This window comes from Haloferula sp. (assembly GCF_049672945.1).
In the GTDB taxonomy this organism is placed as follows: domain Bacteria; phylum Verrucomicrobiota; class Verrucomicrobiia; order Verrucomicrobiales; family Akkermansiaceae; genus Haloferula.
Map to the genome: position 1 here is coordinate 22,043 of NZ_JBATWY010000194.1, position 10,806 is coordinate 32,848.

At 58.3% G+C, this 10,806-nt stretch carries 9 protein-coding genes; 6 read left to right on the plus strand and 3 right to left on the minus strand.

Translation table 11 applies throughout. From position 1 onward, the window contains the following. Positions 1-11: 11 nt before the first annotated feature. Together urtB and urtA are read right to left on the minus strand one after the other, a co-directional pair. The gene (gene urtB, locus WBG04_RS17965) at positions 12-941 is read right to left on the minus strand and encodes an urea ABC transporter permease subunit UrtB (protein WP_424316087.1); all 930 of its coding nucleotides are present in this window, start codon (positions 939-941) and stop codon (positions 12-14) included. Positions 942-1,061: 120 nt separating this feature from the next. Continuing rightward, positions 1,062-2,240 (minus strand): urea ABC transporter substrate-binding protein, encoded by a 1,179-nt coding sequence (gene urtA, locus WBG04_RS17970; RefSeq protein WP_424316096.1) that lies wholly within the window; start codon positions 2,238-2,240, stop codon positions 1,062-1,064. Positions 2,241-2,555: 315 nt separating this feature from the next. Between urtA and WBG04_RS17975 the strand changes: the two genes are divergently transcribed. Then, positions 2,556-3,485, plus strand: coding sequence for a LysR family transcriptional regulator (locus WBG04_RS17975; protein ID WP_424316088.1), 930 nt, complete (start codon positions 2,556-2,558; stop codon positions 3,483-3,485). A 23-nt stretch (positions 3,486-3,508) separates the two neighbouring features. On the opposite strand, the gene WBG04_RS17980 is transcribed toward WBG04_RS17975, so the two are convergent. Then, positions 3,509-4,411, minus strand: coding sequence for an ABC transporter substrate-binding protein (locus WBG04_RS17980; RefSeq protein ID WP_424316089.1), 903 nt, complete (start codon positions 4,409-4,411; stop codon positions 3,509-3,511). 230 nt (positions 4,412-4,641) lie between these two features. Here WBG04_RS17980 and WBG04_RS17985 point away from each other — a divergent pair, with 230 nt between their 5' ends. The 5 genes from WBG04_RS17985 to WBG04_RS18005 form a co-directional block, all read left to right on the plus strand. Continuing rightward, positions 4,642-5,478 (plus strand): fructosamine kinase family protein, encoded by an 837-nt coding sequence (locus WBG04_RS17985; protein WP_424316090.1) that lies wholly within the window; start codon positions 4,642-4,644, stop codon positions 5,476-5,478. Positions 5,479-5,708: 230 nt separating this feature from the next. Further along, on the plus strand, positions 5,709-6,497 hold the full coding sequence (locus WBG04_RS17990; protein ID WP_424316091.1) for an SDR family oxidoreductase: 789 nt from the start codon (positions 5,709-5,711) through the stop codon (positions 6,495-6,497). Between the two features lie 524 nt (positions 6,498-7,021). Continuing rightward, complete coding sequence (locus WBG04_RS17995; protein ID WP_424316092.1) at positions 7,022-7,705, plus strand: RNA polymerase sigma factor; 684 nt, start codon at positions 7,022-7,024, stop codon at positions 7,703-7,705. 51 nt (positions 7,706-7,756) lie between these two features. Continuing rightward, positions 7,757-10,231: a serine/threonine-protein kinase gene (locus WBG04_RS18000; protein WP_424316093.1), complete on the plus strand. Its 2,475-nt coding sequence runs from the start codon at positions 7,757-7,759 to the stop codon at positions 10,229-10,231. Positions 10,232-10,559: 328 nt separating this feature from the next. Further along, on the plus strand, positions 10,560-10,806 hold a 247-nt coding region (locus WBG04_RS18005; protein WP_424316094.1), incomplete at its 3' end, for a delta-60 repeat domain-containing protein.

Consider the following 10,806-nt stretch of genomic DNA (forward strand, 5'->3'; position numbering starts at 1 on the left):
CCGTGTGTTGATCAGTGACCCCGAACCTTGCTCGGGAACAATCCCTGCGGACGGATCATCAGGCCTATGACGATGACCAGAAGTGTCGCAACCTTGCCCTTGGTGCCATCGAGGAAGAACTCGAGGATCGACTGGGCCTGGGCGATGCCGAAGGCCGACGCAATCGTCCCGAAGAGACTTGCCGCACCGCCACCCACGACCACCAGGAAGGCATCGACGATGTAACGGCTACCACTATCCGGACCGGTGGAACCGATCGTGGTGAAGGCCGCACCTGCGATTCCCGCGATGCCGCATCCGACGGCGAATGCCAGGCGGTCGACCTTGGCAGTATTGATGCCTACCGCACCGCTCATCTTACGGTTTTGAACGGTCGCACGAAGCCGGAGACCGAAGTTCGAACGATAAAGAAAGAGAATGAGTGCCGTGGTGACGACCACTGACAGTCCAAGGACAAATACCCCGTTGATGGGAATATCGAGATCCTCGCTGAAACTGAAGGAACCCATCAACCAGTCAGGCAAAGTCGGCGAGACCTCTCTCGCGCCGAAGATCGTTCGATAGGTTTGCTGCAGAACCAGACTTAACCCCCACGTCGCAAGCAAGGTATCCAGGGGTCGATGATACAAGTGCCGAATCATCGCCCATTCGACCAAGGCGCCTAACAAGGCACAGACAAGAAAGGCGATCAGGATGGCACAGACGAAATAGTAGGGCGCGAACTCTGGAGCCAATTTCTCGGTCAGGTTCGAGCAAAGATAAACGGTATAGGCACCGAGGGCCATGAACTCACCATGAGCCATGTTGATCACTCCCATTTGCCCGAAGATGAGCGCGAGTCCCAAACCCATAAGGAGCAGGACGCTGAACAAACTAAGGCCGGAAAAGCCCTGCATGATGAAGATGCTTTGAAGCTCTTCGCTGGTGTAGTCGCTGAACATGGTGATTCTTTTGATGAGTGATTGGGTGAAGCCTGTAAAAATCAGAAGGGCGGGTTTCCGGGGTCAGGATATTCAACCCCAACCCCGGCTTTGGCTGTCCCGCTACGGAACCAAAATGCCTTATTGGTAACCTTCCGGGAACGGATTGGGTTCGATCAGGTCGGACTCATAGAGAACCTTGGCCTGGCCATCGGAGCCCCATTGACCGATCCGCAACTTGCTCCAGAGGTGATGATTCTCATGAATCTTCACGTAGCCTTCCGGTGCATTGTCCATTTCAATGCCGGGTGAAGCCGCGGCAATCTTGTCGATGTCGAAGCTTCCTGCCTTTTCGACCGCTGCTTTCCAAAGCCATGGGCCCAGGTAGGCGGCCTGGGTCACGTCGCCGATCACCGAGTCTTGACCATACTTGTCCTTGAAGGCCTTGACGAAGGCGATGTTGGCTTCGTTGTCGAGGCTCTGGAAGTACTTCATCGCCGAGTAGAAGCCGACAAGGTTCTCTCCACCGATGCCAAGGACCTCGTCCTCGGTCACCGAGATGGTGAGAAGCGTCTGCTTGTCACTGGTGATTCCCGCTGCCTTCAACTGCTTGTAGAAGGACACGTTGGAGCCTCCGACGACAATCGCGTAGATCACATCCGGCTTCTTCAGCTTGATCTTGTTGATCAAGGATCCGAATTGTGTGTGGCCAAGCGCGTAGTATTCCTCACCAACCACCTTGCCACCGAGAACGTTCTCGATGTGCTTGCGGGCGATCTTGTTCGAAGTACGAGGCCAGATGTAGTCGGACCCAATCAGGTAGTAGGTCTTTGCCGACTTCTCCTTGGCGATCCAATCGAGGCCAGCAAGGATCTGCTGGGTCGCCTCCTGGCCGGTGTAGATTACGTTCTTCGACTGCTCGAGACCCTCGTAAAAGGTCGGATAGTAGAGCATCCCGTTCTCCTTCTCGAAAATCGGCAGAACCGCTTTCCGCGAGGCTGAGGTCCAGCAACCGAAGACCGTGCCGACCTTGTCGCTGACGAGAAGCTTCTTGGCCTTCTCGGCAAAGGTCGGCCAATCACTCGCTCCGTCCTCCTTGATGACCTCGATCTTCCGACCGAGGACACCACCCATTTCATTGATCTGATCGATCGCAAGCTGCTCGGCCTGAATCGATCCCGTCTCACTGATCGCCATGGTTCCAGTGGCGGAGTGAAGCTGCCCGACGGTAACGGTGGTATCAGTCACCGCCAGACCCGTCGTGTTGACCTCTGAGGTCGGCGGCGCTGCGATCAGCCCCGCGGTTGCCAGTGCCAGCATGAAGGTCGACAAGACCCCCGTGCGTGGACTGCTATTTTGTATGCTAATTGGTTTCATGTTCTTAGTTGTTTCTACGAGGTATCCCATAGTTCGGATTGACATCGTCATTCAGTTTTCCCGGCGCTCTCAGGACGAATCACCCGGACAATTGAGTTCAGAGCAATGGCGGTGCCGCAGATGCCCAGTGGGCCAACTTCGATCCTGAATAGAATTAACTTTCGGTTTCCGAAATAGAATCACCGTCACCAGCACGAGGGGCCCGGAAGGAAAAACCCCGACAAAGTGCACGCTTACTGCTCATGACCCTGCAAGCCGATGAATCAATCCCACCGTCAACTCTCCGACTCATCCGGCCCGGCACCGATCGACCTCAGGCGCCTTCAGGTCTTTGTGAGCTCAGCAACGCACTTGAGCTTCGCCGCCTGCGCCCAGCAATTGAACCTCACCCCGTCCGCCGTCAGTCATGCCATCAGGAGCCTTGAAGAAGAACTCTCCTGTGTGCTTTTCCAACGCCACGGACCTCGGGTGACTCTGAGTCGTGCAGGCATCCGGCTCTTTCCGGTCGCCGAGGATCTTCTGACCCGCGCCCAGGGAATTCGTGGCGAGATTTCTTCGGTCGAGGATGAATCCAGACAACTGAAGGTCGGAGTCCCCGAGTTTCTGTGTGCTGACCTGTTTCCAAAGGTCATGCCCGACTTTTTCGAGTGCTTTCCCTCTTTCGCTTTTGAGATCGTTCTTCTGACGGACCTTGCCGCCGCCGCCAATGCCTTGGACGATCGAAACGCCGACCTCGTCATTTCAATCCGAAAGGATCTGCAGGGCGACACTGTTAGGCGGGGCTTGTTCAATTGTGAGTTCGAATTCTTCGTGGCCCCTTTCCATCGACTCGCTGGCTTCACCCGCATCGAATCATCCGAACTCTCCAACCATCGATTGCTCATTCCTCACGAAAGCGTCCATGAACTCCTGAAGTCCTCGGGGCTACTGGACGGAGTCCCTTCGAACCGCCTCTGGATCCTGCCCAGCGTGGAAAGCGTCCGTGAGTTCGCACGAGTGGGTATGGGGGTGGCTGTCTTGGTTCGGCGTGAGGGATCGTCTCCCCAGTTCCCATTGGGTCTTCAAGCCTTGTCCTGTTCATGGCCGAGGATCGAGGCCACCTGTTCGGCGTTCTGGCCGGGCCAGAATCAGCTCTCGTGGGCAGCCGAAGCCTTTTTGAGCTTCGTGGAAATGGTCGACGATCTGTAGGAATCCTCCAATCCTGGCGCCATTTACGCGCACAAAAGGTTCCCGGCCACTTCGCGAATCGAAGCAGGGCTCATCGAAACCGCTCTCCGACTCACCAAGATCTCGAGCTCCTTTTCGAACCACGATGCATCCGGGACGAACTCATCCGGCAGTGAATGAAGCGAATAACGCTTCAAGGCGAGGTCGAAGAGCTCGGCCGAAAGTGTCGAAGCACTGCTCGCTGCCATGGCGGAGCAGCACTTCAAAAACCTGTCAGAGCCCCTTTTCAGCGCATTCGATTCCGTGAGTTGCCCGGCAAAATCGACAAATAGCTGGTGACTTCGACTCACTGTCTCTCCTCGGCAAACGAGCACCAGATGCTGTCCATGTTCTCCCACATCGAAGCTGCGCTCGATTTTCCCAACCCCTTCCACCTCCGCCTGCAATCCCCAAGGTGAAGGAGCGAGAACGCCATCGACCTCACCCATCTTCAGCGCTTTGATCATCAACTTCATTGGCAACACCTTGAAGCGAGGTGAACCCATGCGGTTGGATTTCAATGACTCCATCCACACGACGATCTGGCGTTTGGTGAAGCTATGTCGCGCTTCCACACCGAAGATTAGTTCGACATTAGCCGAGTTCCGAGAACTGCGCTTGATCGGAAACACCTGTTTCCGAGCGGGTTGACTGAGAACCAGCTCCATCGGACACGCCTTCATGATCGCTGGAATCTTCCAAGCTCTCGTTTGCCCCGGGCGGGACAGTAAGTCACTGACAAGCAACTCCCAAGGGATGAGACCCGCTTCCAGCGACCCCGTCAGCAAGCCCCTGACCATGTTGCCGTATCCAGGACACGACTGAGTCCTGACGCTGCCTTCCGATGCCCAGTCCAGAAGGGGAATCGCTTCCAACGATGGCACGTAGCCGACAGTGATGGATGGCATGGGTGAAGTCATTCCAGCGCGCGACGTTTGCAATGAAGTCGGATGGGGTGTCATCGAATTCAGTAAGCGCTAGATTTCGTTCCCCACACCCATCCTTACCAAGCACTGTCCATGCCCGGACGAGTGACGATCTTGAAAATTGCTAAACATGAATGCATTTCAACATCGACCAAAAGCCCTCCATCGCCAGAAACTTCTGACAGGCCAAGGGAAACCTGGCACCGCCCGCCATGAGCTCCACACTCCCGATAAGAGAAATTGCACAGCTTTTGCCTTCGACTCCTTTGGTCGATCCGATCGCCGTCGCAGGAGGTTGTATTCATGACTCCTGGCACTGGGGGCCCTATTTCATCAAAACCAACACCGACAGCGAGCTTGGCACCTTGCAAAGCGAAGCGACCTGCCTCCAGGCCATCGCCGCATCCGGAGCGATCCGGGTTCCGGAGTTCATCGCCCTTGGCACGGCCGGCAGCACTTCATTTCTTGCGCTCGAGCATCTCCATCTCGTCCCGCTAGGAAACGAAAGCCTGCTTGGTGAGCAACTCGCGGAACTCCACGCTCAAACGGCCGACAATTTTGGTTTCCCCACCGACAACCACATCGGCACCACCCGCCAAGAGAATGCATGGCATGAAAGCTGGTCCACCTTCTTCCGTGACCGCCGCATCAGCCCGCTTCTCGAACTCCTGAGAGCCAAGGAAATCGTTTTCCCGAAGTCGCAATCGCTTCTCGATCGTCTGGATGATCTCTTACCCCCTGTCCCGAAACCCGCCCTGCTTCACGGCGACCTCTGGGCTGGCAACAAGGCATTCCTCACCGATGGCACTCCGGTCGTCTTTGACCCCGCCTGCTACTACGGACACCATATCTGCGACCTCGCCATGACCCGGCTGTTCGGTGGCTTTGGGGCAAGGTTTTACGATGCCTATCGTAGTTGCTCTGAGATCGGAGATGCCTCACTTCACGAGATCTACAATCTCTACCATATTCTGAACCATGCACTACTCTTCGGCGGCGGCTACATCGGGCAGGCAGACGAGCTGATCCGACGATTCGCCAAGGCCTGAATGGTGATCCACCTTCGATCAGCCGCACCGTCCAACTACTCGCCGCATTCCCAGCAAACCAACCCGGGGACACTCGCTTTCGGAAGCCCTTGGCAATCGGCGCCAAAGGGCAGTCGCGAGGAGGCAGTCGCGGGCAGGCGTCAGGACGGGGACGGCCTTCGCTCTCCAGTATGACCGTTTCATCGCGATTCCCACTTGCAACCTCCACGGCTGCCAACAAACCTCCCTCCATGCAATCCGCTGCGTTTCTCAAGGACATGTTTGGGCTCGAAGGAAAAACCGCCGTCGTCATTGGCGGCACCGGTGAGCTCTGCGGCACCATGGCCATCGGTCTCGCCAAGGCCGGTGCTGAAGTCGTCATCGTCGGACGCTCCGTTGAGAAAGCCGAGAACCGCATCGCGCAAATCGAGGAATTCGGCGGCAAGGCCTACTTCGTGCGGGCCGAGAGCACCGACCGCGACTCTCTCAATGAACTGCTCGACGCCGTCGTCGCAAAGTCCGGACAAGTCGACATCCTCGTCAATGGAGCGGGTGTGAATTCCCCCACCCCGGCCCTTGAAATCACCGACGAGGAATTCCTTCGGATCCTCGATGTGAATCTGGTCGGTACCTTGAGGGCCTGCCAGATTTTCGCCAATCACTTCCTGAGCCGCGAGATTCCGGGTTCGATCATCAATCTCGGATCCATTTCGGGCCTGAATCCCCTGTCCCGCGTCTTCTCTTATTCCGCCAGCAAGGCGGCCGTCCACAACCTCTCTCGTAATCTCGCCCGCGAATGGGCGGACAGCGACATCCGCGTCAACACGCTCGTCCCCGGCTTTTTCCCGGCCGAGCAAAACCGCGCCGTGCTCGATGAGTCGCGGGTCCTCGAAATCATGCGCCACACCCCCTCCAGCCGCTTCGGCAATCCTGAGGAGCTGATCGGTGCCACCTTGCTCCTCGCCTCCAATGCCGCCGGCGGATTCATCACCGGCACCGAAATCGTCGTCGACGGCGGATTCAACGCGATGTCGATCTAAAGGATCGACGCTTTCGGAGTGGCGCTTTCCCAAGCGCCATGGGTGGGCGAGGCGGCTTTCAGGCGCCCTACTTGACCCGCAGCTTTCCTCAGCCATTCAATGGCCGGATGCGCGCCGTCAGCGCCCTTCCTCACTGTGGTCCGATTCGGCCACGGCGTATCAGGCCTGGCTGCTACCCCAGGGCGATCAAGCTAGGGAAGTGCCGACCGTTAGAACTTCCATCTTCAATCGCAGATGAACGCCGATGGACGCAGATCCCGGGAAATACTGAATTCTAATCCGGAATCCGAAGCCTCCTTTCCAGAAATCGGGTAAATCTCAAGAAAACATCCCTTTTCAATCTGCGATCATCGGCGTCCATCTGCGGTTTTATTTCGATTCCTCCCCTAGCTTGATCGCCCTCGCTGCTACCATAGGAGATTACCGGTTGACGCCGAGTCCCCGGCTGTGGTTCTTCATGGTCCCCAATGGAGGGACCTGAAGAAGTTCAAGCGTCGCGCGACGGTCGCCCGGGTTCCTCAAGAATGACTCCGACCCGCTGGAGCCTCGTGAAACGAGCGATCTCCGGAAGAGAGGATCTCTGTGAGTGGATCTCGCTCTACTGGTACCCGCTCTACACCTGGGCACGCCGCAAGGGTTGGAGCCCTGAGGACGCTGCCGACGAGGTCCAGGAGTTCCTGGGAAAAATCTGCTCGCGCAATCTTCTCTCCACCGCGGATCCCGCCCGGGGAAAACTCCGCTCCTGGCTGCTCACCTCCTTCGGCAACCACCTCGCCAACTCGCACGCCCGGTCCACGCGCCTCAAACGCGGCGGCGGCGCACTCCACTTCTCCATCGACCTGCCCAGCGCCGAGGCGATCTATCAGAACGAAGGCCTCACCTCGGACAACCCGGAACAGGCCTACTCCCGGGCATGGGCACTCACCCTGATGGAGGAAGCCCTCGACCGGCTTTCCCGCGATCATGAACGATCCGGCCGCAGCGAGCTCTTCGAGGCGCTGCTACCCGCCCTGGAACAACCCTTCGAAGGCAGCTCCTACAACGAAGTCGCTGAGATCCTCGGCATGACACCCGCAGCCCTGCGTCAGGCGTCCGTGCGATTCCGCCAGCGCTATCGAAGGACGCTGCTCGACCTCGCCGGCGAACGACTCGGCATCACCGACGAAGCCCTCCTCGAGGAGGAACTCCGCGGCCTGCTCGGCTCATGACTTAAAGAAGCGAGTCACATTTCCCAACAAACCCGGTAGTAGAAGAAACCGATGAATGACGACACGCCCGACCCCAAGCCCCCACGGCTGCGTGGGCTTGAGGTAGCAAAGCTCATCGGCGTGTTGGAAAAACCCAGCGAACCGTCTCCGGAAATCCCGGGCTGGGAGCTGCTTGGCATCGCCGGACATGGCGGCTTCGGCACCGTTTGGAAAGCCGCCCGCGGGCGCGACGGCGCGCTGGCCGCCATCAAACTCGCCCGTCCCGACGATCCGGAAACCCTCGACCGCATCGAGTCGGAGGCATCCGTGCTCGCAGCGCTCGACCATCCTGGAATCGTCCGTCTGTTAGACTCTGGCCCCATTGACGATCTCGAAGGCGGCGTCTTCCTCGCCATGGAATTCATCGATGGCTCCCCCCTCTCAGAACTGATTCCCGCCGATGGCATGGAACCTCAGAAGGCCTACGAGAGTTTCCTTCACATCGCCCGTGCCGTCGCCCATGCCCACGACGCCGGTATCCTTCACCGAGACTTGAAACCCGGGAATATTCTGGTCGACGAATCCGGCGGCGTTCATGTCGCGGACTTCGGACTCGCGCTGCCGGTCCATCGACGCGTCCAGCAACTCTCGCTCACTCGCGCCGGCATGGTCGCCGGCACCGCCGAGTACCTCCCACCCGAAGCCTATCACCGAGGCTACCGACCGACCGTCGCCGCCGATGTCTTCGCGCTCGGCGTCATCCTCCATGAAATGCTGATCGGCGCCCCACCTCGCGGCGCATGGCCGGCGGTTTCCAGCATTCGTCACATCGACGTGCGCATCGACGGCATCATCCGCCGCGCTCTCGATCCCGATCCCTCAAACCGCTGGCAAGACGTCTCATCGATGGCCCAGGCACTCGAGCAAATCCTCGCCAGCCCGCCGCGCTTCGACGGAACACCTCTGGTCAGCCGAGCGGTTCGCGCCGCTGACGGCCTTTGGTCGATTCTCGGCTGCCTGGCACTGGCAGCCGCCCTTTACGGAATCGATCACTACAACCAATCGGTGGGCAGTCCCCACCGCGAGTTTCTCGGAATCCCGGGCCGTCTCCTCGGGGCCTTCATGGCTTTGCTCGTCTCCCTCGCTCTTTTGTTGCCGATGAATCTCTGGCAGCTGATGCGACTCTGGCGTTTCCGCGGGGTGCCACTCCGCGAATCCCTTCCCTCTCCCTTCGGGCTCCAGCTTGGTTTCAGCCGAACCACCACATTACTCGTCTCGCTGACCCAGCTCTTCCTCTTCCTGATTCCCGTCTTCTGCTGTTTTATCCTTTGGCTGGACTCCTGCGATGTTTGGTTAAAACCGAGTGACCCGCCCTCGGTTCATGGGCTTGCGATCACCGCATGGGACAACCAGCTGCAGATCGCCAGTCCTTGGCGTCTTCCGGAAACGGGCAAACGTTTCTGGCTCATCGATTCCTTCGGCCCTCCCCAGCACCCATTTTCCCAAACCGCGGGCCGGGTTGAATTCTTCCCCTTCGTAACTCCGCTGCTGATGTTCGTCTCAGGATCCCTAGCAGTGCTGACCATCGCAGTCACGTTCGTCACCGCCTTACTCTCTTGGTGGCGGAGGCGTAAACGCATCTCGGCGATCGCCTCGGTGATCCTCGCTGGCGCAGCCCTCGTGTTTTTATCCACGATCTTCGCAAACGAACAAAGGAGGACGCTTGAGTCTTTGGAGAACGACATGGATCGTCCCTATAACAGAAATCGATACACCGCCGCCGTGACCGAATTCGCCGCTGATCTCATTTCCTCGAACGGAAAACTCGGCGAGCCGACCCTTCAAAATGCTTCCCGATTCTACGCTGACTCCGTCGATTACCACAGCCGCGGACTCATTCCACGCGACGAAGTTCTCGAGGTCCTCGGAAAAACCATTCCCGCCATGGAAGAGATTGTCGCGACCCATCGACACCGCTCGTGGTCCGATTGGAATCCCGATGACGGATCTCTCCGAACGGTCGCCGAGGCCATTCAATACTCGAGCTCCCCTGAGACCGAAGGGGCAGATTTCGTCCGGATCGAGTTCGATGGCTTTCTTCAGGTCTCCGGAGAAGTGTCGATCCAAAAGGAGCGCGTCTTCAGGCAGCCTCTTTTTCGGGCGGACCCTCTCCAAGCCGGTCCCGCCGTGGCCGAGTCCTGGGCCGCCGCCTTTCGCGAGGCAGTCCATGCGGGCTGGAAACCCTCGGATGATCGATGGGACACCCTATTTCATCCCGGCCAGCTTCAATTGGGCGAGAACGACTCTCTCCCCATCTCGGAGCGCGGCCGAACTCTTCTCGAAGAAAAGCTCGGGATACTCATTGAGAATCCGCCGAGTTTCCTCGACGAAGAGGTGAAAATCCGGGACTCGCTCCCCGGCGGCATCATCCCCATCGCCATCCCCGTCTTCACCAGCCAGGCGCTCTCCCGCCGCTGGTGGGTCGCCGACCTGATCCACTCCGACGGCACCTGGCGAGCGGTCAATTTGTCCGTCGAGTCGCGCTGAGGAAAAAGTTCCCGCGGGCGCGTCACAAATTCCGGGAAACCCGGTAGCAATTGGTGACGCCATGGAATCCCCCCAATTTCCTGCCGGCATGCGGGCCCTCACCGGCCCGCGCCGTCTCCGCTGTGCACCCGGCCCCGCCGGTCGCTTATGACACGCCGCACAGCGGGGACGGTTCGGTGGATGGTCTTCAACCCAGCCACGAAACACAAATTCGTAGAACCAAGCACAGCGCTTCCCGAAAAACCCATCTCCCTCTCAGAACCGTCACGACCGGCCCTTCCAACAGCTTTCACCGGGGCCGACTCCTTCCATTCAATATGACTCAAATATGAACTTCTCTCGGTATCCCATTGTGCTCTTGGCATTGCTTTTTTGCTGCGGATGGACCGTTACTACCGCCTCCGCCTCCATCATTGTAGACGAGGAATTTGACGCTGAATTGGCTCGTGATGTGGCGACAAAGGATGCGAATTTTTTCGTGCAACCCGATGGCAAGATCATCCTTTGGGGCGACTTCACTCAAGCTTTGGGTGAAAGTGCGGCAGGAGTCGTCCGATTACTGCCTAACGGAACTC